This is a genomic window from Marinobacter psychrophilus, from assembly GCF_001043175.1.
In the GTDB taxonomy this organism is placed as follows: domain Bacteria; phylum Pseudomonadota; class Gammaproteobacteria; order Pseudomonadales; family Oleiphilaceae; genus Marinobacter; species Marinobacter psychrophilus.
Window position 1 is genome coordinate 3,101,949 of sequence record NZ_CP011494.1, and the last position, 21,737, is coordinate 3,123,685.

Annotated in this window: 25 protein-coding genes and 1 pseudogene; 7 read left to right on the forward strand and 19 right to left on the reverse strand. The window is 53.4% G+C overall.

The genetic code is table 11. The annotated features are described in order from the left end of the window. Nucleotides 1–54: 54 nt before the first annotated feature. Nucleotides 55–1,233, reverse strand: coding sequence for an ABC transporter substrate-binding protein (locus ABA45_RS14045; RefSeq protein ID WP_048387095.1), 1,179 nt, complete (start codon nucleotides 1,231–1,233; stop codon nucleotides 55–57). Nucleotides 1,234–1,416: 183 nt separating this feature from the next. Between ABA45_RS14045 and ABA45_RS14050 the strand changes: the two genes are divergently transcribed. After that, nucleotides 1,417–1,818 carry a nuclear transport factor 2 family protein gene (locus ABA45_RS14050; protein WP_048387097.1) on the forward strand — a complete coding sequence of 134 codons (402 nt, stop codon included), beginning with the start codon at nucleotides 1,417–1,419 and terminating at the stop codon, nucleotides 1,816–1,818. 71 nt (nucleotides 1,819–1,889) lie between these two features. On the opposite strand, the pseudogene ABA45_RS14055 reads toward ABA45_RS14050, so the two are convergent. The 3 genes and pseudogenes from ABA45_RS14055 to ABA45_RS14065 form a co-directional block, all read right to left on the reverse strand. Beyond that, nucleotides 1,890–2,869 (reverse strand): annotated as a pseudogene (locus tag ABA45_RS14055) (isopenicillin N synthase family dioxygenase). A gap of 28 nt (nucleotides 2,870–2,897) precedes the next feature. After that, entirely contained in the window at nucleotides 2,898–3,608 is a 711-nt protein-coding gene (locus ABA45_RS14060) for an SDR family oxidoreductase (protein WP_048387099.1), read from the reverse strand. A gap of 108 nt (nucleotides 3,609–3,716) precedes the next feature. Then, the gene (locus ABA45_RS14065) at nucleotides 3,717–4,361 is read right to left on the reverse strand and encodes a GntR family transcriptional regulator (RefSeq protein ID WP_048387101.1); all 645 of its coding nucleotides are present in this window, start codon (nucleotides 4,359–4,361) and stop codon (nucleotides 3,717–3,719) included. A gap of 468 nt (nucleotides 4,362–4,829) precedes the next feature. Between ABA45_RS14065 and ABA45_RS14070 the strand changes: the two genes are divergently transcribed. Further along, complete coding sequence (locus ABA45_RS14070) at nucleotides 4,830–5,684, forward strand: ATP-grasp domain-containing protein (protein WP_048387103.1); 855 nt, start codon at nucleotides 4,830–4,832, stop codon at nucleotides 5,682–5,684. Between the two features lie 187 nt (nucleotides 5,685–5,871). On the opposite strand, the gene ABA45_RS14075 is transcribed toward ABA45_RS14070, so the two are convergent. The 11 genes from ABA45_RS14075 to ABA45_RS14115 form a co-directional block, all read right to left on the reverse strand. After that, nucleotides 5,872–6,930, reverse strand: a complete 1,059-nt coding sequence (locus ABA45_RS14075) for a nuclease-related domain-containing protein (RefSeq protein ID WP_048387106.1) — start codon at nucleotides 6,928–6,930, stop codon at nucleotides 5,872–5,874. Nucleotides 6,931–7,034: 104 nt separating this feature from the next. Then, nucleotides 7,035–7,229, reverse strand: a complete 195-nt coding sequence (locus ABA45_RS14080) for a hypothetical protein (RefSeq protein ID WP_048387108.1) — start codon at nucleotides 7,227–7,229, stop codon at nucleotides 7,035–7,037. Between the two features lie 15 nt (nucleotides 7,230–7,244). Then, nucleotides 7,245–7,340 carry a type II toxin-antitoxin system RelE/ParE family toxin gene (locus tag ABA45_RS18645; RefSeq protein WP_084708414.1) on the reverse strand — a complete coding sequence of 32 codons (96 nt, stop codon included), beginning with the start codon at nucleotides 7,338–7,340 and terminating at the stop codon, nucleotides 7,245–7,247. 97 nt (nucleotides 7,341–7,437) lie between these two features. Beyond that, entirely contained in the window at nucleotides 7,438–7,893 is a 456-nt protein-coding gene (locus tag ABA45_RS14085) for a metallophosphoesterase family protein (protein ID WP_048387109.1), read from the reverse strand. Between the two features lie 41 nt (nucleotides 7,894–7,934). Next, nucleotides 7,935–8,414, reverse strand: coding sequence for an FKBP-type peptidyl-prolyl cis-trans isomerase (locus ABA45_RS14090; protein WP_048387111.1), 480 nt, complete (start codon nucleotides 8,412–8,414; stop codon nucleotides 7,935–7,937). Nucleotides 8,415–8,765: 351 nt separating this feature from the next. Further along, nucleotides 8,766–9,434, reverse strand: a complete 669-nt coding sequence (locus ABA45_RS14095; RefSeq protein WP_048387113.1) for a VanZ family protein — start codon at nucleotides 9,432–9,434, stop codon at nucleotides 8,766–8,768. 200 nt (nucleotides 9,435–9,634) lie between these two features. Continuing rightward, complete coding sequence (locus tag ABA45_RS14100; protein ID WP_048387115.1) at nucleotides 9,635–9,829, reverse strand: hypothetical protein; 195 nt, start codon at nucleotides 9,827–9,829, stop codon at nucleotides 9,635–9,637. A gap of 15 nt (nucleotides 9,830–9,844) precedes the next feature. Next, entirely contained in the window at nucleotides 9,845–9,973 is a 129-nt protein-coding gene (locus ABA45_RS18650; RefSeq protein ID WP_227506240.1) for a type II toxin-antitoxin system RelE/ParE family toxin, read from the reverse strand. A gap of 63 nt (nucleotides 9,974–10,036) precedes the next feature. Beyond that, entirely contained in the window at nucleotides 10,037–10,333 is a 297-nt protein-coding gene (locus tag ABA45_RS19475; RefSeq protein WP_227506267.1) for a peptidylprolyl isomerase, read from the reverse strand. Beyond that, complete coding sequence (locus ABA45_RS14110; protein ID WP_048387119.1) at nucleotides 10,284–10,592, reverse strand: c-type cytochrome; 309 nt, start codon at nucleotides 10,590–10,592, stop codon at nucleotides 10,284–10,286. The genes ABA45_RS19475 and ABA45_RS14110 overlap by 50 nt, the downstream gene beginning before the upstream one ends. Before the next feature lie 63 nt (nucleotides 10,593–10,655). After that, nucleotides 10,656–11,942 carry a PQQ-dependent sugar dehydrogenase gene (locus tag ABA45_RS14115; RefSeq protein ID WP_048387122.1) on the reverse strand — a complete coding sequence of 429 codons (1,287 nt, stop codon included), beginning with the start codon at nucleotides 11,940–11,942 and terminating at the stop codon, nucleotides 10,656–10,658. Between the two features lie 632 nt (nucleotides 11,943–12,574). On the opposite strand from ABA45_RS14115, the gene ABA45_RS14120 reads away from it, so the two are divergent. After that, nucleotides 12,575–15,154 (forward strand): EAL domain-containing protein, encoded by a 2,580-nt coding sequence (locus ABA45_RS14120; RefSeq protein WP_048387124.1) that lies wholly within the window; start codon nucleotides 12,575–12,577, stop codon nucleotides 15,152–15,154. Nucleotides 15,155–15,376: 222 nt separating this feature from the next. On the opposite strand, the gene ABA45_RS14130 is transcribed toward ABA45_RS14120, so the two are convergent. After that, nucleotides 15,377–15,994 carry a TVP38/TMEM64 family protein gene (locus ABA45_RS14130; RefSeq protein WP_227506043.1) on the reverse strand — a complete coding sequence of 206 codons (618 nt, stop codon included), beginning with the start codon at nucleotides 15,992–15,994 and terminating at the stop codon, nucleotides 15,377–15,379. Between the two features lie 243 nt (nucleotides 15,995–16,237). On the opposite strand from ABA45_RS14130, the gene ABA45_RS14135 reads away from it, so the two are divergent. The 4 genes from ABA45_RS14135 to ABA45_RS19620 all read left to right on the forward strand — a co-directional run bounded on the left by ABA45_RS14135 (nucleotide 16,238) and on the right by ABA45_RS19620 (nucleotide 18,800). Next, on the forward strand, nucleotides 16,238–17,041 hold the full coding sequence (locus ABA45_RS14135) for a DUF3750 domain-containing protein (RefSeq protein ID WP_048387129.1): 804 nt from the start codon (nucleotides 16,238–16,240) through the stop codon (nucleotides 17,039–17,041). 319 nt (nucleotides 17,042–17,360) lie between these two features. Beyond that, the gene (locus ABA45_RS14140) at nucleotides 17,361–18,284 is read left to right on the forward strand and encodes an SDR family oxidoreductase (RefSeq protein ID WP_048387131.1); all 924 of its coding nucleotides are present in this window, start codon (nucleotides 17,361–17,363) and stop codon (nucleotides 18,282–18,284) included. An 8-nt stretch (nucleotides 18,285–18,292) separates the two neighbouring features. Beyond that, the gene (locus ABA45_RS14145) at nucleotides 18,293–18,679 is read left to right on the forward strand and encodes a hypothetical protein (protein WP_053076192.1); all 387 of its coding nucleotides are present in this window, start codon (nucleotides 18,293–18,295) and stop codon (nucleotides 18,677–18,679) included. After that, nucleotides 18,669–18,800, forward strand: coding sequence for a hypothetical protein (locus ABA45_RS19620; protein WP_264753021.1), 132 nt, complete (start codon nucleotides 18,669–18,671; stop codon nucleotides 18,798–18,800). Before ABA45_RS14145 ends, ABA45_RS19620 begins: the two co-directional genes overlap by 11 nt. Before the next feature lie 773 nt (nucleotides 18,801–19,573). Here the strand turns inward: ABA45_RS19620 and ABA45_RS14155 are convergent. From ABA45_RS14155 to ABA45_RS19815, 3 genes are all read right to left on the reverse strand, one after another. Then, entirely contained in the window at nucleotides 19,574–20,617 is a 1,044-nt protein-coding gene (locus tag ABA45_RS14155) for a type II asparaginase (RefSeq protein WP_048387136.1), read from the reverse strand. A 433-nt stretch (nucleotides 20,618–21,050) separates the two neighbouring features. Continuing rightward, complete coding sequence (locus ABA45_RS14160) at nucleotides 21,051–21,230, reverse strand: hypothetical protein (protein WP_053076193.1); 180 nt, start codon at nucleotides 21,228–21,230, stop codon at nucleotides 21,051–21,053. Further along, complete coding sequence (locus ABA45_RS19815) at nucleotides 21,220–21,582, reverse strand: transposase (RefSeq protein WP_084708354.1); 363 nt, start codon at nucleotides 21,580–21,582, stop codon at nucleotides 21,220–21,222. Before ABA45_RS19815 ends, ABA45_RS14160 begins: the two co-directional genes overlap by 11 nt. Nucleotides 21,583–21,737 lie beyond the last annotated feature (155 nt).

Below are 21,737 nucleotides of genomic sequence, written 5' to 3' on the forward strand. Positions count from 1 at the left end.
AGATCCGACCGGCTGTTACCGAATGCCTGCATGCGAGGTTCGAAGAGCCGTGGCTTAGCGATCAAGGGGAATGATGCGGCCATCAACAAAATGCGTGAACACATAGTCCTCCGGACCCACAGCGTCGTGCTGATCTGGTGAGAAGGGCTTGAGGTAGTTCTTGATCAGGCCGTCGTGCTCGGTAATGGCGTAGTAACCCTTGCGAATAGCCGCGCCATCGGTGCTGCCAGCATTCTCAATGGCCAGCGCCGTCAGGTGCATGGCGTCGTAGGCGTTTGCGATGCCGACTGCCGGTGTAACATCGGCAAGATCCTGAATTTCCGGGTAACGTTTTTTCAGTGCAGCCATGACATCAGCACCCTTGCCTTGCTGATCTTCAACAAAAGTAAAGGTCTGGATAAAGTGGACCTTGGCGGCATTTTCACCGGCAAGTTCGCTGAAGCGACCACCTGCAGGGCCCCAATGGGAAATAATCGGCACATCCCAGCCCATCCGGTCGAGGGATTTCACTATCTGCGCAGACGGTGCAACATTGGCAACCATCAACAGGGAATCGGCCCCAGCATCCTTAAGGCGGCTCAGCTGTGGCACCATGTCAATATCATTGCCCTCAACCCGTTCAATGCCGGCCCATTCCATGTCCCGAGATTCCAGCGCTTTGCGGAAACCCTTTTCGTTGGACTCACCCCAAGGGTTGTTAATCAGAATCATGCCCGGCTTTTCCATGCCAAACTCGTCGATGCCGTATTGCACCAAGGCTTCGTCCACCAATTCGTCCACAGCGGACACCCGGAAAACGTAGTTCTCATCGGCGCCGTTCTGGGTGATCGGCGTACCGGCAGCCCACACAGCCATGAACGGAAATTTCATGCTATTGGCCAGCGGCACAATGGCCAAGGAGACAGGTGTGTCCAGGCCACCGAAGAGCACCGCTACCTCTTCTCGTTGAATCAGTTCACGGGCGGCCAAAAGCCCCTTATTGGGGTTGCTCTCGTCATCCCGACGCAGCAGTTCCACTTTACGACCAAGAATGCCGCCTTTGGCGTTGATTTCGTCGATTGCGATGGTCAGTCCGCGGGTAATAGCCTCACCGGACTTGGCGGATTGGCCTGACAGGGCCGCCACCAAACCGATCTTCAGAGGATCTTCCGCCTGAACCAGACCGGTCAGGGAGAACAGCCCGGTCGCGGCCAAGGGCAGGAACCAATGTTTGATCCGTGTTGTTAAGCGCATTACGTTTCTCCACATTTGCTTGCGTGTGTACACATATTGCTAGCAATATGGATGCCAGTATAATGTGGCTGCTATTCAGTAAAGTTTCGTTTTTTTGCACTAAAAAAGCGTTTTATCGATATTTTTGCACCGAAATAGCGCGCATATCGATGTGATCATCATCATCAATCAGGAGCATTGACCGTGTCAGATAAAGACGAAGCAATAAATATTGTTAGCAATTTTCTGGAAGCATCTATGGCGCCGGACCCGGAACGCGCTGCCACCTATATGGCACCGGATGTGCGCATCACCTTCACCGGGGGGCGCGTTATGGCAAGCACCCACGCCATTACTGAGTTCAACGGTGGCCGCTATGCCTGGGTAAAAAAGGAGCTCGGATCGTTCGATTGGACCGAACACAGCGATCACACAGTGGTCTATTCCAACGGCACACTCTATGGACAATGGCCTGACGGTCGCCCGTTTGCTGGCAACCGTTATTTGGACCGATTCGAGGTTCGTAACGGCAGGATTACCCGCATGGACGTCTGGAATGACAGCGCCGAGTGGCTGCTGACGCCGGATTTAAACCGGACGTCATAGAGCGCTCAGGCCGCACTTCTCCAAGACCGGAACCCTTCAATGACCGGTTTCTAGTCTCCCAGTCGGGAACTTCATGTGTTTTGGGTTGCTGTGTAAAGAGAGAGAAGGTGCGCCCCAGACGTGGTAGGCGGGTATTTTGCCGTTGTGTCCGGCACCAGATTGCTGATCGCTGCGTCGTAATTGGGATTATGAAAAAACACCAGTGACTGGCGCCGGGTTTCGGGGCCCGAGTTGGCGGGCGGGTTCACCACGCGATGCAAAGTTGACACCCAGGTATCATTGGTCCAACGCGCTAACAGGTCGCCAATATTAATGATGAAACAATCGGGGACAATTGGCACGTCGACCCACTCGCCTTCGGCGTTGCAGACCTGCAAACCTCCAGGCCGGTCCTCCGTGGCGAGAATAGTAAGGCTGCCATAGTCAGAGTGGGCACCCGCCCGGATCTGGCCCGGGGCCGACTTCTTCAGCTGCGATGGGTAGTTACGCACTCGCAGACGGCTGATGTGCCGGTCTATTCGAGCATCAAAGTAATCTTCCGGAAGCTTCAGCGCCATCGCAAAAACGCGCATGAGCAGGGCGGCAAGCTGGCCCATTTCCCGGTAATAATGAGTCCAGACCTGTTTCAGCTCGGCTGGCCTCTCAGGCCAGATGTTGGGAGCAAAATGTTTACCGGCAGCTGGGGCGCTGAAGTAGTCCTGGTGCGGTACGTCCACCGGCCCGACCATGAAACTTTCATTCAGATCACTGCCGGTGGCTTGCGGGTCCCGGGCGCGCGCAAGTGATTCCTCATCCACACCAATATAGCCCCGGGCGACGTCTATCGATGGCCTTGCAACCTTTTTTTATCTGCAAGCGGAAGGTCAAAAAAATCACGGGATACCTCGCGGGTCCGGGCAATGAGTTCGGGGCTGACGCCATGTCCCTTGATGATAAGAAAGCCGATGTCACAACAGGCCCGGTCAACGGCCTCTGCAACCTGTTTTTTGTCGGCTTCGCTGCCGCGACGGAAGGGTTTCAGATCAATGACGGGCACATTTAACAGTTTCATGGGGTGGCTCCTACGGGTAAACGGGGCACTAGACCAGTGCATCGCCACCATCCACCAGCACGATTGAGCCAGTGGCGGAGGGATTGGTCGCAACATACAAAATGGCGTGGGCAATATCGTCGGCAGCGGCCACCTGCGCAGTAAGCAACCGCTGCCGCATGGAAGCGAACTTCGCTTCGCGGCTCTCTGGCCCCAGGCGGTCCCATAGCGGAGTTTCCGTGGTACTGGGTGATACGGCGTTGACCCGGATTCCTACGGGCGCAAGCTCCAGCGCAAGTCCTCGCATAAGGCCTTCAACCGCGGCATTGAGGGCGCCCTGAAGCACCGCATTGACGTTCGGCCGCTGGGCATAAATGCCGGAGACGAACGTCAGTGAGCCGCCTGCGCAAATGTGGACACTGCGACCGACATGGTAGGCGCCCCAGAATTTGCTTTGCATGCTGTCATGAGCCTGATCCAGAGGCAGCGACTGAATCGTGCCGACCCGAGTAGAAGATCCTGCCAGAATGACGTGATTCCACGGCGCCTGAGTAGCAAAGAAGTTTTCGACTGCGGACGCTGACCGAACATCAAGCTCCCGCTCCAGCACACCCTTTGGTAATCGCTGCAAAGCGGCGTTAAGACGTTCCGGTGTGCGCGAGGCAATCGTTACCGTTGCACCTGCATTGGCGGCACGCAGGGCGGTGGCCTCGCCAATACCTGAGCTGCCTCCGATTACCAGTACACGTTGGTTTTTGATGACGTAGCCCTCACTGTATCGTTAGCAAAGAGTTATATTGCTAGCAAATAAAGTGCCATGGCTGCGTCGTGATGACAGGGGAGGTCATGCCGATATTTCTGCGTTTCTTTAAACCAGAGCCTTGCAGAGGTCTACGGCAGGCTTGCTCTCGTCATTGAATTGAAGCTCGCTTTCCAGGTGGTTCAGGTGATCAAGCATCAGCGCGGCTGCCCCTTCGCGATCGCCCAACTCCAGAGCCGAAAGGATTGCCTTGTGCTCGCTGTGTTGACAGTTAGGAATATCATTGCGCTGATACAGAGCAACGATTAACGAACTTCGCAGCATCAGGTTATCCAGAATGGTGGATAGCACCTTGTTTTCGGAAACGTTCCCAAGTAACCGATGAAAATTACAAAGTTCACGAATGATCGCGCGCCGATCGTCGCCCGCCGTCGCCCCGAACTCCGCTTGCATGTGCGCCTCGAGAGCTTTGATATGACGCTTCATCTTGTCTTGCGAGATATTTTCCACCACGCCTTGTTCCACCGCCCTTCTGGCCGCGAAAACGTCCCGCGCCTCCTGTGCCGAGGGTTCTGAAACATGAGCGCCACAATTCGGCTCAATGGTAACGATGTTCTGAAGTACCAGTCGCTGAATGGCAGATTGAACGTGGTTTCGGTTGGCACTGAGTGCCTCAACAATCTGCGCTTCAACCAGGCGAGTGCCCGGCGGGAGCGAATGTCGAGCAATAGCGTTTGAAAGCGCATCAAAAATCCGCTGAACTTCCTGCTGCTTGCCGCTATTTTTTTTAAAGACGTTCCCATTAACGTGTGATCACCATTGCTAGCTAATACTAAGGATACATTGCCAGCTTAATCCAAAAAACGCCTGAACAAGGGGTTTAAAGACCGTGTGAATTGCTAGCGCTATATTATGTCGATTGCAATTCTAGCACTTGAATCGAGCAGCCTCTCTAATATCGGTGCGTTCTCCAACGATCTAACCCCCCTCCCCCTCCAAATTCCCTGTTCCAACGTTTTTTGGAATAACGCAGAGAGATACGCCGGCGGCCAGATCGGCCGGTGAGCTAGAACATCCGCGTTTAATGTGGTAAAAAAATACTTACACCTTAGCCCCATGAAACGTCGACCACCATTTGTTGCCCGAGCCGCTTCGCGGCTCTCCTCCCGCAACCCTGCGCAAATACGGGGATCCTTGCCTCAGCCAGCCGGATACTAGTCAATGTCTATTTTAATTCTCACAGATATCCCAGAATGGGTTCGCCCCCTCGTTGACCTTTTAGAATCTAGGGGCATCAAAGTACAAGTCGCTGATGATCCGGAGGAGATCATAGCGAATGGGTTGATCGTCAACCGCGTATCTTCCCTTCTTGCTGAGCGGGATAAGGCTCGAGCGGATCGGATCACTCATTCTTTGCGAACCTGGGAGGCTGAGGGTAGATCTGTGATCAACGGATCACTCTGCTTCCAGACCGGCTACAGTAAGCTGGCTCAAGCCAAGCTTTTTACCGAGTGCGGAGTGCTGACGCCGCTAACGTACCCCGCCGTTCCCGGCGGACGCGCCATACATGGACAAGCTGTCCTTCTCAAGCCACCTGCAGGTGGTTTTGGGAGAGGGATTCGGACGCTTGAAGACGGCGAACCCGCCCCGGATGGACTTTTCAGTCGAGACGAAGGCTGGATTGAGCAAGAGCTGCTAACCGCCGCAGACGGCTGCGTCCACCGGATCGAAGTCCTCGGCTCCGACATCCTTTACGAAGCCCGCTCACCGATTCAAGCTGACCAATTCAACTACTGCCTGGCTCACCCGGAATCGGATGTTACCCTCCGGGCTCCTGGCGAAATTTCCCCCAAGGTGACCGAGTCAGTCAAAAAAATTCTACGGGCCGCAAGGATGGAGCTCGGCGCAGTTGAGTACCTTCTGGATGAAAAGGACAATCCCGTTTTCATCGACCTGAACCCAGTTTCCAGCTTTCACCCCGGAGCGACAGCCGTCCTTGGTCGCGACCCCATCGACGCCACCGCCTCCTATTTAATTCATAGATCTGAGGGACTTAAGAAAAAGGGTCAAAGGTAGGCCTGGAAACAAGTTCCTCGGGGTCAGGTCTTGCGTTTTGCCTCTCGAACAATGGGGCTTACGCGAGAATAATGCAGACTGAGACGATTACAGCGAAAGGACAAGACAGGGGCAAATTAAAACAGCTTCGATGGCGGAAAATGAATCTGTCCCGGTTTTCCCCACGCAGTGTGTAGCTCTTTCTGATTCAATGGACCTCTTCCTTCAACATATGATATTGGGCACACGCCTTGTCCCGCGCCCGCAAAAGACGCGCATCCTGATTACCCATAACCGCAGCAATCAGCGAGTTGCATTCCTGCCTTGCCAAAAACAGCTCTGATGGAGGTTGGTAAACACGCTGAATGACAGTGTCCAACTTCGTTTTTATGTCCGCTGTTTCAGCGGCAGCTTTTGGTTGAGTTTGATCTTCAGGTTGCCGAAGGACCGGCTGCTGGGGCTTTTTGATCCGTTGGTCAGACGCGTGTCGCATACCTATCGCCGCAGTCTCCGTAGCAAAATGCGAAACAGCGTTCATCATGATCGCAGCGATCCCTAACAACACAACCGGATAAATTACGATCTTGAGAAGCCGTCCTCTCGAACGCCGGGGTAAAGTGCCGTAACGCTCAGCAACCAGTCCCCTCACATGATGAGCGTGCGCCTGATCAGTAGCTAATGAGGCCTTTAGGCGACCAGACGCCACCTTTGCCCGTGCCTCTGCTACCTGCTCCGGGCTCAGCACAAAATCCTTTTTTGATTTGATATAACGGACAAACCCCAAGCCCCGGGTAACGTTAACCGGCAGAGGTGTTTTGAACGTACTGCCGCCGACGAAAACCACCACCGAATGCACCTGCTGATCGCCCAGTCCCAGCAGTGCTTGCAATGTCTTCACATGCTTGTAGTTCTGGTGCAGAGGATTTTGGAATTTGTAATTGGATCTGAAGATTTTCTGTGTCCAAAAAGGCTGCTTGGCGCCGCCGAAAATCCAGCCTTTCATGTTCTTGGTTTCTACCACGAACACGCCAAACTCAGAAACCAGAATGTGATCAATCTGCGTGGTGCCATCCTCGGTGGGAAGGGTTACGTTTTTGATCAAATGGTAGCGGGACTTATCGAGCAAAAAACGAGCCGAGAGATTAACCAGAAACTCCCCAAGCTTACCTTTGAACCAGGGAGTTTTGACGACGCCGACAATGATGAGAAAGGGTATCAAGTACCAAAGCACCGTAACCAACGGTTCGAACATGAAGTTAAAGTCCATTTAACGGGCGTCCTTGTGGTACTTCTTTAGCGGAGCTTAAAAATCAAGCCAAGTATTCCACACCAGAGTCAAAAAGCTTCAGAAATTTAGCACTCGCAAGCTGGTTAAGCTCTTTCTGAATCGCTATCAGCCTGCAGCGTCCAAGACATTCCCAAAGCCAGCCTGGCTTTAATACGAGCGGTCATTGTCACGCCAGTATCTTTGTCATCAAGTAACCGGCTAACTTCTACTTGCTCAAGCGCACCATCAGACTCAAGCAGGTCATCGAGAGAGCTGCCAACGTGTTTATGCTGTGTCATTTTCTCCGCCTCCTATCAGACAAGATTCTTCTTCCGGTCTCTCGCTTTTTCTAACTCTTGAGCCGGTGTTTTCTGAGTCTTTTTGATAAATCCATTCAGAAAAAACCATATCGCCCTTAAACATTGTCAAAATGAACCGTGCAATCCGGCCGCTTGAGAAATCACTGCGGTTTTCCTAGAACTGAACTGAGGCGGCTAACCGACTTGGTCAAACCGGCAATTCGATGATTTCACCAGCTACACAGTCTTCGTTCACCAACAGCCGCCCTACCGTGATCGGCAGAGTAAAGCGCCGGGGCCCGGCGCTACCAGGATTGAAGTAAAGCACGTTGCCGATCCATTCGTTACGGGGTTTGTGGGAATGGCCGGCGATCACCACGCGGTAACGACCGCGCGGATCAATGTCGAGGATTTTGACATCGTGGAGCATGTAGAAAGCGTGGCCGAGGAATTCCAAATCCTGAACATCGGGAAGATGTGCTGCACGGCCTGTTTTGTCGATATTGCCGCGAATTGCAATCACGGGTGCGATCGCCTCCAGCGCTTCCAGAACCTGGTCGCGACCGACGTCACCGGCGTGAAGGATCAAGTCTGAGCCTTTCAATACCTCCAAAGCTTCGGGACGCATTTTACCGTGGGTGTCTGCGATGACGCCGATTTGCATGCTTCAGCCTTTTATCGGTTTTTTCTCGTGAAGATAATCCTTCAATGATGCCCACCCGGCCCATGCGCGTGACCGTGGGCTATCTCTTCCGGACTGGCGGCACGTACCTCGATGATGTCGACATCAAAGGTCAGGGTTTTACCGGCCATCGGATGGTTGTTGTCGATATCAGCAAACTTGAGGCCAACCTTAACAACGATCACGTGGCGCTGGCCCTGCTCGGTTTTTACCTGCGCGACCATGCCCCGCTTCCAGCGTTTGGCACCGATCAAGTGCTTGATCGGCACACGTTGTATGGAATCGGCTTTGCGCGGGCCGTAGGCTTTTTCCGACGTGATGGTGACACTGAAACTTTCGCCAGCGTCGCGACCTTGCAGGGCTTCTTCCAGGCCCCGGATAATGCCACCGTGGCCATGCAGGTAGACGTTCGGCTCACCGCCACGGGAGTTTTCAACAACCTTGCCTTGATCATCACTGACACTGTAGTGAAACAAGACCACCTGATTCTTTTCGATTGGCATAGAATTCTCTGTAAAGGTTCAAAGTACGCCATTATAACCAGCGGCGGCGATGATTCCTTCCGTGATGGCTCAAATTGCGATGAAATAAACCAGGGCGATTACAACGAAAGGACAAGACAGAAGCAAAATGCAAAACCTGACACCGGCACCCCTCCGCGCCAGCACACCTAAAAACTGTTTACTCTTCCTACTCAGCATAGCATTCAGCTGCCGAGCCACTCTATCTTGACAATTTAGTGGGCTAACGGATTTCTGATGTAGCTCTGCTCAATCGAAGATCTCTCAAAAACACACTTCGTGGCGCTTCCAGGCCGGACGCAAAAAAGCCCAACCGTTTGAGGTCCGCCATATTCATCTGACGGCTGCAAGAGCTGATTCAACTTCGGACAAATCGATACGGTAGTTATTCCAGCCTGGCTCAACGACTAACCGGGTATTGAAGCGGTCGTTGAAGGCTTTGCCACCGCGTTCATGGACAGCATCGTTTATTCGAAGTGTCATCGCGACCGGCACGGCATCAGGGTTATAAAGCTCGAACACCTCTGGCAGTTGTCGAGCAATCCGGTACTGCTGAAAGCCGACCTCGGCCACTGGAACAATCTGAAATACCAACAGGGTCGTCAGCAACGCCCGCAGCGACCAGAGCCCAGCCGCTGGGAGCCACTGCGCAACCGATCGGGATGGCTGGCGCCAAATCATTACCAGCCAGGCTCCCAGCATATTACGGAACACATCCTGCCAGTCGGCCTCCCGCCCCAGACCATCTTGCAGCAGCTCGATGATCCCTCCCACCAAGAACACTCCGGCACTTAACAGCAGCCACTGTCGCCGTCCGCCGACACCAAAAACCGCCTGCCAGGTGAAGACTACCAGGCCGAAAAATAGGAGATGGCCAAGATTCCACGCCGACCGATGTAATAGCCCCGACGTCCATTCTGGCCCTCCGATAAAAAACAATGGGAACAACACACACAATGCCAACCCGAGCACGACCGGGGTTGCTGAGAATCTGGCTTTCATCAACGCAGTTTCCTAAATAAACTGATCATGGTCAGGCACAACGAATGTCCTCCAGAGCACCGCAACCAACGGCTGGAACGTGGTATTAAAATCCGTTTGAAGGGCGTCCTTGTGGCATTTCTTTAACGGGGCCAAAAAATCAGGCCAAGTATTCCACGCCTGAATCAGACAGCTTCAGCAATTTAGCACTCACAAGCTGGTTAAGCTCTTTTTGAATCGCTATCAGCCTGCAGCGTCCAAGACATTCTCAAAGCCAGCCCAGCTCTAATAAGAGTGATGATTGTCACGCCAGTATCTTTGTCATCAAGTAGCCGGCTAGCTTCCACCTGCTCAAGCGCACCATCAGACTCAAGCAGGTCGTCGAGAGAGCTGCCAACGTGTTTATGCTGTGTCATTTTCTCCGCCTCCCATCAGACAAGATTCTTCTTCCGGTCTCTCGCTTTTTCCAACTCTTGAGCCGGTATTTTCTGAGTCTTTTTGATAAATCCATTCAGCAAAACCATATCGCCCTTAGACATTGTGAAGATGACTCGTGCAATCCGGCCGTTTGAGAAATCACTGCGGTTTTCCTAGAACTGAACTGAAGCGGCTAACCGAATTGGTCAAACCGGCAATTCGATGATGTCGACATCAAAGGTCAGGGTTTTACCAGCCATCGGATGGTTGTTGTCGATATCGGCAAACTTGAGGCCGACCTTAACAACGGATAGCGTCAAAAAACATGTTGTGGAGCGACTGATACGTGACAGCCGGGCAATGAATTTCCATCCAAGAGTTAGCAAGCCTTCCCTGCGAATACCCGGTGAACCGGTGCACAGGAAAGGCTCGAGTACAACAAAGCAGACATGACTAGGATTTACTGGAGAGGAAAGCCGATAGGTTAGCGATGTCTTCGTCACTCAGGTTCTTGGCATTGGGAATCATCAAACTGGAGTTCGCCCCGACTTTCTCGCCCGCGCGGTAGGTTTCAAGCCGCGACTGGGTGTAGTCCGCATCTCGTCCGATCAGGGAGGGAAAGCTGGCCATGCCCTTAGCGGTCGGCCCGTGGCACTGGGCACAGTTGCTGGCGTAGAGGTTCTTGCCCGCTTCTGTATCTCCCGCCTGGACCTGGGACAGGCCTAGGGCAATGATCATCGTAAACAGCACCGCTTGTCTCATAAGGTATCCTTCAGCTTCCGATGGGAACTGCACTGCCTAACGGCAGTGCAGTCAGGCAGGTAATTACTCAGCGGTAAAGCGCTGAATTTGGCCTTCGTCATTGGCGACGTAAAGCGCGCCATCAGGCCCCATCTCCAAGCCACGAAAACGGGCAGAACCCATCGATAGCGGCATTTCAGTCATATCCCGAATGGTTGGCCCATCGGCGGCTAAGTCAATCACGTTGATGCGCTGCCCTAGCGGTGTACCACCGAAACCAATCCCCAGGAAGCTAACCACCAGGCGGCCGTTCCAGTCACCCCATTGCTCACCTTTCAGAAAGGCAGCACTACTGATGCCTTGGGAGTAACCGTCGTTGGTCCACAATGGCTTCATGGCATCCGGGTAGGTTTCAAAGTCGGTCATGGACATGTAGGCAGCACGATCCTTGCGGTCCATGCCCTCGTTCTGATTGGGCTGGTAACCGCAGTAATCATCCGGGCAATCTGCCCGACCTGCCATGTTCGGGCGCGGGTCCCAACCGCTGTTACCACCCGGCACCAAGGCGTTTACTTCATCGGAATGCCAGGGACCGTGTTCGGTGATGATCGGCTGATGGCTTTCCGGGTGGAATGCAATGCCTTGAACGTTGCGGTGACCGTAAGTAAAAATGCGTGGGTCGAAACCGTCCGGTGTGGTATCGGAATTGCCGGGGGCAGCGTTGCCATCACCGTCAATGCGCAAGACCTTACCACCCATCTTGTCCCCAAACTGCGGCAAGCTGCTGTTGTGGTTGTCGCCGGTGGTCACGTATAGGAAGCCATCCTGCGGGTTGAAGCGAATTCGACCCCCATTGTGAGCGCCGGGACCACCGAACGGATGTTCAGAGGCGGCTTGCTTAAAAGGAATGTCTGTCACGATGTCAGCACGATCAGATACGCCGGCCAAATCACCCTTCACATTCAGTCGCAACACCCGATTGACGGCAGGATTGTCGCCCGTGCGGGACGCGGAATAAACGTAGATGGTGCCGTTGTCCGCAAACTTTGGGTCCAGCGTGACGCCGTTCATGCCGGCTTGACCCTCGCAGAACAGGTCACCAGAAGTCATGGCATAACCGGCGGTGCCGCTCATACCCAGCAGGTTATTCACCGTGCCATTCGGCAGTTTGACCGAAAGGCCTTTGCATTTTTCAGTGAAGAACATAGTGCCATCGGGAAGGAAGGCCAGATCCCAAGGGCTTTCCAGCCCATCCAGAACGACGTTCTGGGTAACCTCAGGCGTATTGGCCTGCAAGCACAGCGGCAAACTCACCAAAATGGCCGTAGCCGCCGAAAAACTAATTAGACGAACAGATCTTTTTTGTCTCATGATTCTCGCTCTTTTTTGTCATTGTTATGGCACTTCCAAACACTTATTTAATGAGTGTATACGTACTTTGCGGGTCGTCAATTTTTTAGCCAATCAGCAGCGCCGTTCAGGAACCCTACGAACGAGTTAATCAGAAAAACAGAAAAGTTCCTGGCAAGCTCCACGGGGTCAGGTTTTGCGTTTTGTCTCTCGAACAATCCGGCTTACGCGAGAATAATGCAGGCTGAGATAATTACAACGAAAGGACAAAACAGGGGCAAAACGCAAGACCTGACCCCGGCACCCTGTGCAATTGGCGCGTTGGAATTCTCCGGGTGTGCTTGGCGAAACACCTCCAAACTGACCTTTCGTCACCTGCAATGGCAGCCTTAGATACGTACTTTACAAAAAGTCACACAATTTACCTTTGTTTAACAGTGGTACTTCTAGATGGTATGCCTGAATGAGAACCGATCTCCCCTTTAACCCTTTATACGCGCAGTGTGTTAACCGGGCAGACAATTGGTTTTATCGCCGAATTTCAGGCGGGATACATAAACATACATTGTGTAGATCGGTTTGCAGTAGCTCTGGTGAGTGTGTGAGTCAAGCGCGTTCGCGGAAACCCTTACCTTTGAACGGAGTGCCGCATCATGAGCGACATTGAACGGTCTGTGCTGGAAGTGCAGCAGGAAATTCATGAACGGATCGCACGGCATGACCCACTAGAACAGACCCTAGACGCGATAGTCGACTGGGTAGGCATAATGATGCCAAGAACGCTGGTTGCCATCATGCGTTTTCACCCGAACACCAACAGTTTAAGACTGCTTCCCAACAACCGGTTTTCAGATGATTATTTTTGGGCCATGCAGAATGTTCCGGTCTCTGAGGATGCAGGAACCTGCGGCCGAGCAGCCTTCACCAACAAACTGGTTATTACCAAAAGTATTCAGAAGGACCCCAGCTGGAGCCGTTACCACAACATTGCTAAAGCGGAAGAGGTCCATGCCTGCTGGTCCACGCCTATTCTGACCTCGAAGAGAGAGCTCATGGGCACCTTCGCCATCTACCACCACGCCCCAGTCACCCCGACCGCGGAAACTCAGCGCTATTTAACTCTGGGCGCGGCCCTGGTAGCACTGGCCATGCTTCGCCACCGGGACACGCAAGGCCTTCAGGCCTTCTCCGAGCATCATCAAGCTCTGTTTGACAACCATCCGTATGGTTTATATACATTTGGCCTGGATGGTTGCTTCCAAAGCTGTAACGCAGCGATGGAACGCATTACGGGCTACACGGCAAGTCACATGCACAACCTGCACTTTAATCTCTGTGTTGAACCCGATTACCACGCACAAACCCAAGCAGCGTTCGACAGAGCCAGAAACGGTGAGGCTATTACCTATGAAACCAGAGGCATCCACGCATCTGGCCAACTCTACTTTATAGATGTCACCAACTTCCCGGTCACCATTCGAGGTAAGATTATTGGTGTCTACGGTATTTGTCGGGACATTACCGATCGCAAAAATCAGGACGCCGAACTGCGCTTACTCAAACGCGGCATCGAGGCAAGTCCCAACGGTATTGTTATGGCAGACGCACGCCACCCAGAGATGCCAATGGTCTATGCCAACCCGGCGTTTTCAGAAATAACCGGCTATACCCAGAGCGAAATCGTTGGGCATAGCTGGCACGTTCTTTATGGCGAAAACACGTCACCGGAAGCGGTCGAAGCCATAGAGCGCGGCTTGCGCCATCAAACCGAGATTAACGTTGAGCTGATTAACTATCGGAAGGACGGCACGCCTTTTTGGAACCATCTGCGGGTCAGCCCCGTGTTTGGTGACGACAGTCGCTGCACTCACTTCATTGGAACCCAGCAGGATGTTACCCGCCAAAAGGCGCAGGAAGCTCAAATTACCTTCCAGGCAACCCATGATCTGCTCACAGGCTTACCTAACGAGGCCTCGTTTAAAAAGACACTGCATGATGCTCTTGCGGCCAATGATGAGCGTGGTTCGTTGGTCGCCATGTGTTTGGGCCTGGACGGATTCAAGCCCATTAATAAAGAACTGGGACACCCTGTAGGCGACCAAATACTCATGACCGTTGGCCAGCGCCTGACCGCTCTGATTATGCCCAAGGTGACCGTTGCCCGGTTGAATGGGGATGAATTTGGCCTATTGGTACCCGGCTACACCTACCGGAACGACGTCATTCAGCTGGCCGAGCGCATCCTCGAACACCTTGCACAGCCGATCGACGTGAATGGCCAAATGGTCCACATCAGCGTCAGTATCGGAATTGCCTGTAACGGCGCACATCCGGGCGCACCCCAAGAACTGATTCAGTTCTCCCGCCTAGCCCTGGAACGAGCTAAGCGGCAAGGACGAAACATCTGGCAGTGGTACAGCAGTCATAAAATAGAGCACAGTCGTAACAGCGTGAACCTAAGGCATGATCTTCACGCCGCACTGAATGAAAACCAGTTTGAAATCTATTACCAGCCCCTGGTGGACGCCGTTACCGGGCGCATGCGCAGCGTAGAAGCGTTGGTGCGCTGGCATCACCCTGCCCGCGGGATGATGATCTCCCCCGGTGAGTTCATTCCACTGGCTGAACAAACTGGCCAGATCGTGCCTCTGGGCCTTTGGATTCTCAGGCAGGCCTGCGCAGAAATGGCGGATTTCAATGCCCATCGGGAGCGGGCACTGCCGGTTGCCGTCAACATATCATCGCTACAATTTATTCGTGACGGCTTTCTTGATGACGTCCGCCGGGTGCTCAACGAAACCGGCATTCCACCCCAACTGCTGGAACTGGAAGTGACCGAAAGCGTCTTATTGGACGGCACAGCACCCGTTATCGAACTGATGGAAACCTTGAAAACCCTAGGCGTTCGCGTTGCTCTGGATGATTTCGGAACAGGCTATTCCAGCCTGAGCTATCTGCGGGACCTGCCCGTTCACAAAGTGAAACTTGACCGCAGTTTTGTCGAGAAAACTGCGACTGATCAACGGGTTGCCGCCATCGTCCAGGGCGTAATTACAATGGCCCACCACATGGATATGATCGTGGTTGCAGAAGGCATAGAAACACGGGAGCAGCAGGAAGACTTGGCCCGCAGGCACTGCGATATCTTGCAAGGGTACCTTTTTGCCCGACCCATGCCTTTGGCCGAATTGAAGAAACTGCCGGACCACTTGCCGGTAAATACGGCGAAATGAAGTGACTCGGCACATGATGGATATAAACCGGGGGTTCCAAGCTGTTGGCTTTCGCGGTCTCGATCAGGGATTAACGGAAAGCTCCTTGGGGTCAGGTATTGCGTTTTGTCTCTCGAACAATCCGGCTTACGCGAGAATGATGCAGACTGAGAGGGAAAGGTTTACTTCGCACCGGCTAACCAGTCATGCGCAGGCTACGTTCAGCTCGTCTATTTTTGGAGGTTAGCCGGGCGGGAGGCTGTCGACTTTTGATTGACCCAAAAACCAGCGTTTTGCCAAACCGCCGAGCGCCAGCAGCAAAGCCAGGATGACAAGAGGCAGTAGAGTAAAAAAGTCCATGGCTTGCTCTGCTTGCCGAGCCGATACCATGCCGTGCACCGCGTTTGCATAGACTGTCCATTTGACTCCCAGCCCGACTATTGCGGCACAACAGAAAACCAGCAACGGCAGACCTAATACGCCGCCTGCCAAATTCACAAATGCATGGGGAAAGCCCGGTAATATGCGTACTGCACATTGCGTAAGAAAGTCGCTGCGTTTGCTAAGCAGGTTGAGTACCTGCCTGGCCAAATAGCCGGGTTTCCAGGTATCACCCAGGCCCTTGCCAAAGCGATAGGCACCCATTGAGCCGGCGACGCTGCCAACCAGCAGCACGCTGACGCTTAACAAAGGCGCATGAAAAGGTGCGATAAGCCAGAAGCACAGGCTACCTGGCAGCCCAACGCTCATCAGCACAGCCATGACCAGGACGATGCCAACCAAAGCCATGGGATGACCTGCCAATTCGACACCCCAGCGCCATAAGTAGCGGATCTCGATGGGCAAAAGGATAGCTGTCACCGTCAACACCACTACCAGGCTCAGTAGTAGTATTAACAGCCATGATCGGGGTGCGAATCGTGATTTTTCAGGCACAGATAATATGGTTCCCGGGATAAGCGGTTGAGGCGAAATCAGAAGCCGTTTAGGCGGCCATAATCGTAGCTGCCGGTAATACTTCGTATAGATACCTGAAAATGTACGAGGCGTATACTGATTGGTTTTAGTAACCAACCAATGCATGCAGCCCGAGGTACCCCTGGAATGATGAAACCCCTTCGATGGCTCATCAGAACCACCGTATTTTTGGTGGTTCTGCTAGCAGGCCCCGCACTGATTTCGGCCTGCAGTACTCAGTCTGGCCAGAGCTGGCGTGACGCTGATCGCTCCAGCGCAGGCATTGCGCCACTACCCGGCCAGACGGAAGAAGCCATTGTGCAAGTTTATGGTGCCCGAGCTTATAACTGGCGCGGCAATTTTGCGGTGCATACCTGGATTGCAACCAAGGCGCGCGGGGCATCCACCTACGTGGTTCACGATGTCACTGGCTGGGGTCATAAGGCGGTGCGATCCCGCCCCGGTGAGCCGGATACCGCTTGGTATGGCAACCCGCCGATGTTGCTGGCAGATCTGCGTGGTGAGAAAGCGGACGCCGCCATCATCAACATCCGGACCGCCATCGCCGCCTACCCCTTCGCGAATGAATACACAGCCTGGCCCGGGCCCAACAGCAATACCTTTGTAGCCTGGGTAATCCGGCAAGTACCCGAACTGGATGTTGCGCTGCCCAACCTTGCCATCGGAAAAGACTATCTTGCTGACGGAGTCTTTGCGAAAGCGCCCAGCGGTTCAGGCTATCAGTTCTCTCTCAATGGATATTTCGGCCTTATGGCAAGTATTCGGGAAGGTGTTGAACTGAACATCCTCGGCCTCAACATCGGTATTGACCCACTGGCTTTGGCCGTCAAATTACCCGGCATCGGGCACATTGGCTTGCGCGACCCCTGGATGGATCGCTCGACGTGGCACAAAGCCCCGGTTATGGAGCAGGTATCAGACGCCAATTAACGGGGACAACATCAATCAGGCATAAAGCGACCGTTCAACACCATATCGCCGGGCGGGGCTACCCGATTACCCATATTGGGCATTATTTTACCCGATATGGGTATCTTGGAACTGCTGAAGCCGAAGTGCTTAAACTGGCAGCGTGTACTTCGATGATTTCGATATCGAAAACCGGGACAGATCTATTTTCCAAATCAACTCCGGGCCATCAGAGAAGCCGCAAAAATAAATCTGTCCCGGTTTTCGAACGTCTCCTGCGGTTGGGATAATCATTCCACCCCGTATAAACTGCGCTTGAGCAACCCAAGGAACCAAACTTATGCAAACCATCCTAGGTGCCAGCGGGCAGATCGGGCAGGAACTGGCGCTCAGCCTGAAACGCGACTTTACCAGTGACATACGGCTGGTCAGTCGAAAGCCGCAGAAACTGAACGACACCGACCAACTGATCAGCGCAGACCTGTTGAATGCCGATGACGCCTTGCGGGCGGTTGAGGACTCGAGCATTGTCTACGTGACCGTGGGTTTGCCAATGGACACTCAGCTCTGGGTCGAGCAATGGCCGATCCTGATGCGCAACATCCTTCATGCCTGTGAGCGCCACAACGCCAAGCTCGTGTTTTTCGATAACACCTACATGTATCCGCAAACAGCTACGCCGCAGACCGAAGATACGCCGTTTCAGCCCAATGGGGATAAAGGCAAAGTTCGCGCAGCCATCATCAGGGAACTGATGGAAGCGATGGACGAAGGGCGAGTTAACGCCTTGATCTGCCGCGCCCCGGAGTTCTATGGCCCCGGAAAAACTCAAAGCATCACCCACGCGACGATCATCGACAAGCTCAAAGCAGGCAAGAAGCCGACCGTCTTTCTTCGCGACGATACGCTACGAAGCCTGATCTACACGCCAGACGCCAGTCGGGCCATGGCCCTGTTGGGCAACACGCCAGACGCCTACGGACAAGCCTGGCACCTGCCCTGCGATGACCACCGCCTGACCTACCGGCAGTTCATTCAGTTAGCGAGTGAGATCTTCAATGGCGACGGCCGATACAAGGTACTCAAGCGCTGGCAGCTGAAGCTGGCCGGGTTGCTGAGTCAGCAAGTCCGGGACGCGGCGGAACTGTTGCCGCGCTACGAGGTGGACAACATTTTCGTGTCTGACAAGTTCAAAAAACGCTTTCCGGAGTTTCGCGTAACAACCTTTCGTGAGGGTTTGACAGCGGTGGTTACTGGTGGTTAAGCCACTATGTGTTTCCTGAGAACTTCGAACCCGTAACCCTGAATGCCAGTGAACAGGATTCACTCAACAACAAACTGAATACTCTGGGCATTGATACCCAAGGCGGCAGAACCCTGCGAGGAAATGCCGGTGTGGAATTGTCTTTTGCCAACGGTCGACCCTTGGTTAAGTTAAAGGGCGTCAGCCTCATGGGCGTACCCATTCCGAATGCCTGGCTGGGTAGCCTCAAGAATGTGGACCTGATTAACGAGTTCGGCGCCAACCCGGGATTCTGGCAGCGACATCGAAGATGCACTGCTAAAAATTCACTAAGGCCAGCGCCGGCAATTGCTGGCCTGTTAGGAACAATACGGAAACTGGAAAATAAATCTGTCCCGGTTTCTCGTGGGTATTGACCCACTGGGCTTGGCCATCAAATTACCCGGCATCGGGCACATTGGCCTGCGCGACCCCTGGATGGATCGCTCGACGTGGCACAAAGCCCCGGTTATGGAGCAGGTTTCAGGCGCCAATTAACGGGGATAACATTAATTAGGCAGGCGTCCGCCACGAAGCCGGAATAGCCAGGCACTCATGCTGATACGGCTGACGACAAGCGGCAGGGCAGGTTTCGGCATCGGTAACAAGTGTTAAGCGTGAGCGGACCAAGGCTGACGATTGGAATGAGCAGCCTTAGCAAACGAGCCTCAAGGCAGAGTTCAGGCGGGTGATGGAGTGAGAGCCGGACGACTAAGAAATGTCTAGCATGGGATAACGGAAGCAGGTGTATCAAGCAACCGTCAGAACCCCAACTAGCCTGCCTGTGCTTTCACTCGATGAAACCATCGTCCGGTTGAGGTAGACCCTAACCGGACGTCAGTCATTGCTTGAAAAAGCGTCAGAATAGGATCGATTGGAGTATTTTCTGACGCGCAAAGATCAGCTTCTATGACCTCAAACTGACAGGCAAACCCTTGCCGTGCGATTTATTCAGTTTCGTGAGTTAACCACGGTTGCAACCGGCTGATCTCGATGCCGCGCAGTCCAAGGTTGAGCGACAGGCGGACGACGGCATGAACACGCTTGGTTGTGGCAGCGCGTCGGTGAACGCGTTCAACAACCGGACGACTTTCTCAGGAGTGGAACCCCGGAGTAGCGACGCCTTGCTCCAGTGCGCGGGCAATGAAGCCTTCGGCGATATGTCTATAGCCGAGCGCCCAACGATACGCCGAGTCGATATTCACCCGACCGGCGTCGCTAGCATCGAAATTGGGCGCTAAAAAAAGGAATAAGAATCAGGGTCCGCAGTACTACTCGAAATAACCGCGTATCTTTTCCATGTCATCGGTCTGCGAGAGCACTAGCATCAACAGAATCCGTGCTTTTTGTGGGTTGTAGACGCCGCTACCGATACCCATCTCTTTTGGGCTGACAATGCCGTTGCCGGTGCGCGTGCTTCGTATTACCGGGATACCGTCTGCCATGGCTTTCTTCACTGCCTCCTCCATGCGCTTGGGAACTGAGCCGTTCCCAGTGGAGGCGAGAACGATACCCTTTGCGCCGTTGTCAATAGCTGCGGTCAACAGCGAGCTTTCGGCATCCTGGTAGCCGTATAAAATATCGACCTTCGGCAGAGAATCAATGTTGCTGATATCGAAACTCGGCTTATTCGTCGGTTCTGCCGGCTCGTAGTAGAAGTGTGGTTGGGAGCTGACGAACGCGCCTAGATAGCCCTGCTCTATCGCCTTGAACGTATCCAGCATGATGGCATTGGTTTTGGTGGTATAGAACGCTGACCCGATACGATCATTGATCACGATCATTGCGCCGCGACCCATCGCTTTGTCGCTTGCGGCCAACGTCACCGCCTCGAGCAGATTGAAGGGGCCATCGGCGCTGATCGCGGTTGCCGGTCGCATTGCGCCGACCATCACCACTGGTTTGTCGCTGTCGACAGTCAAATCGAGGAAGAAACCGGTCTCTTCCAGCGTATCTGTGCCGTGGGTAACGACCACGCCGTGCGTATCTGGCGTGGCGAGTTGCTTGTTGATCGCCTTGCTGAGCTTCAAAAGGATCGCCTGGTCGATATTACTACTGCCGGTATTAGCGATCTGTTCACCGGTCACCGTAGCGACGTCTTCAAGCTCAGGTACGGCATCGAGTAGTTGTTGTACGCCGATGTCTCCCGAGGTGTAGTTGGTGGTATCTGTGTTCGACTTGGAGCTGCCGGCGATGGTGCCACCAGTCGCAAAGATAGTGACTCCGGGTTTGTCAGCCGGTTCCGCGGCCAACACCGGCATGGCCGTGAGTACGGCAACCGTTATTACGGCGATCACTCGTGTTGCGATTTTCATGGTATACCCTTTGATTGTAAATTTGGAAGACAGTACGAACTGCGGATGCGCCGCGTCAATCTCATAGCACCCGGCATGCCAAAAATTAATATTAAAATTAACTTATTGAAATAAATCAGTATTTTAATTAGTCTCCAAATAATCGGAGAGATAATATCTTGGCAGTATCATCAAAACGCACCGCAAGGGCACAAGAATCCCCAAAAAGATCAAGCATGGTGCCGAGGCGCGAAACGTACATAATGCGATTTTTATCTATGGCATCGCTGTTGTCACCTGCGTCTTCGATTGGTTAGTTTGACAACTCAACGCCCATAGAAACATTTTTAACAGGGCTTCATTAACAGTTCAGGAAAACGTTTTGACGGGATTCATCCGCGCCACCAGCGCGTGACTGCGTGGGCCGCTATGGAAAACCGAGACAAATCTATTTCTAAGTTGTCGCCCTTCCCGGCTTGCGAGTTTCAACTCTGGTACCGATACGGTTTTCAATTTCATCGACGAACTTATTGCCGCCAGTCAGCTTGTTACTATTGATCGCCGCGCGAACCAATTCATTTGACGGCGAACCATTTTCCTGGCCAACGAACTGCCGATAGGCCTCAACCCTCATCTGGTGATTGCCTACCAGTGCCCGAAAAGTGTCTGCGTTTATCGAGGGCGTTCAAAAAGCGTATCTGACGACCGGCCAGACGTTTCATCAATCGGGGAATTGCGGACAGGTTGTCGTTCGCTTGAACAACCAGATGAACATGGTTCGTCATGAGGCAGTAACTGAACACATTCAGCTCATAGACCTGCTTCCATTCCTGAAGATTCGCCAGGAAGCACTCAAAGCCACGGCGCTCAACGAACACCGGTTGGCGATTATGACCGCGTTGAACAATATGGTGGAGAAAACCGGCACAATCACCCTGGCCTGTCTTGGCATCAGCGTCTCCTTGCTTCTGATACACAGAGTCCATTCTGTGCGCTGGCAGCCGATATTAACCAAAGTGCGAAGAGGGTTGGTAACGATTCAAATCAGCTCCAAGCCATCAGAAAAGCCGCGAAAATAAATCCGTCCCGGTTTTCTGGTCTTAGTCGGCACAGGGGGCTTCGCGCTGAAAGGTAAAGACTA

Bases quoted from the DNA above. Each gene is read 5' to 3' on its own strand.
- ABA45_RS14045 (WP_048387095.1), bottom strand. From the start codon at position 1,233: ATGCGCTTAACAACACGGATCAAACATTGGTTCCTGCCCTTGGCCGCG.
- ABA45_RS14070 (WP_048387103.1), top strand. From the start codon at position 4,830: ATGTCTATTTTAATTCTCACAGATATCCCAGAATGGGTTCGCCCCCTC.
- ABA45_RS14075 (WP_048387106.1), bottom strand. From the start codon at position 6,930: ATGGACTTTAACTTCATGTTCGAACCGTTGGTTACGGTGCTTTGGTAC.
- ABA45_RS14080 (WP_048387108.1), bottom strand. From the start codon at position 7,229: ATGACACAGCATAAACACGTTGGCAGCTCTCTCGATGACCTGCTTGAG.
- ABA45_RS14085 (WP_048387109.1), bottom strand. From the start codon at position 7,893: ATGCAAATCGGCGTCATCGCAGACACCCACGGTAAAATGCGTCCCGAA.
- ABA45_RS14090 (WP_048387111.1), bottom strand. From the start codon at position 8,414: ATGCCAATCGAAAAGAATCAGGTGGTCTTGTTTCACTACAGTGTCAGT.
- ABA45_RS14095 (WP_048387113.1), bottom strand. From the start codon at position 9,434: ATGAAAGCCAGATTCTCAGCAACCCCGGTCGTGCTCGGGTTGGCATTG.
- ABA45_RS14100 (WP_048387115.1), bottom strand. From the start codon at position 9,829: ATGACACAGCATAAACACGTTGGCAGCTCTCTCGACGACCTGCTTGAG.
- ABA45_RS14110 (WP_048387119.1), bottom strand. From the start codon at position 10,592: ATGAGACAAGCGGTGCTGTTTACGATGATCATTGCCCTAGGCCTGTCC.
- ABA45_RS14115 (WP_048387122.1), bottom strand. From the start codon at position 11,942: ATGAGACAAAAAAGATCTGTTCGTCTAATTAGTTTTTCGGCGGCTACG.
- ABA45_RS14120 (WP_048387124.1), top strand. From the start codon at position 12,575: ATGAGCGACATTGAACGGTCTGTGCTGGAAGTGCAGCAGGAAATTCAT.
- ABA45_RS14135 (WP_048387129.1), top strand. From the start codon at position 16,238: ATGATGAAACCCCTTCGATGGCTCATCAGAACCACCGTATTTTTGGTG.
- ABA45_RS14140 (WP_048387131.1), top strand. From the start codon at position 17,361: ATGCAAACCATCCTAGGTGCCAGCGGGCAGATCGGGCAGGAACTGGCG.
- ABA45_RS14155 (WP_048387136.1), bottom strand. From the start codon at position 20,617: ATGAAAATCGCAACACGAGTGATCGCCGTAATAACGGTTGCCGTACTC.
- ABA45_RS14160 (WP_053076193.1), bottom strand. From the start codon at position 21,230: ATGAGGGTTGAGGCCTATCGGCAGTTCGTTGGCCAGGAAAATGGTTCG.
- ABA45_RS19815 (WP_084708354.1), bottom strand. From the start codon at position 21,582: ATGGACTCTGTGTATCAGAAGCAAGGAGACGCTGATGCCAAGACAGGC.